Raw genomic sequence first — 597 nt, forward strand, 5'->3', positions numbered from 1 at the left:
TCTAAATCTTCTTCTGGTATTTGAGCTAGATCGGTCTTCTTAGGGAAGAATTCACGTAAGAGGCCATTGGCATTCTCGTTGGTTCCACGCTGCCATGAAGAGTATGGATCAGCAAAGTAAATAGACATATCTACCTGTTCTTCAATGCTCGAATAGCACGCAAACTCTTTCCCGCGATCAACAGTAGATGTCATAAAAACACCTGGGGGATACATTGCAAACATGTTTAAAATGGCTGTTTCCATTGATGAAGAACTACGATTATCCATCTTTACTGCAAGGTACATCCGTGTTTTCCGTTCGGCAAAGGTAGCAAAACACCCTTTACTTTTCCCGCGACTTGAGACCATCGTATCAAGTTCCCAATGTCCAAAAGTCGTTCTTTTCTTTACCTCTTTTGGGCGTTCAGTAATGGAGGTTCCAATGTTAAATCGCCCTCTGGTTTCAACGGGTTTTTGACGTTTTCCTTTGTGACGAAGGACTGTGATATCCACCTTATTTAGCAGTCCAAGATAGAGCCAACGATAAATCGTTTTGAATGATAGTTTTAGTTCAACTAACCGTCCAGCGATCTGTTCAGGAGACCATGTTAGTTGA

The 597-nt window shown here is 41.9% G+C and carries 1 protein-coding gene; it reads right to left on the reverse strand.

Features of this window, described 5'->3' with window-relative positions:
• Positions 1–597: IS30 family transposase (locus AC1FXP_RS23575; RefSeq protein WP_480064321.1), on the reverse strand; the 597-nt coding region annotated here is incomplete at both ends.

The sequence above is a fragment of the Halalkalibacter sp. HAAS-P013 genome (genome assembly GCF_056619925.1).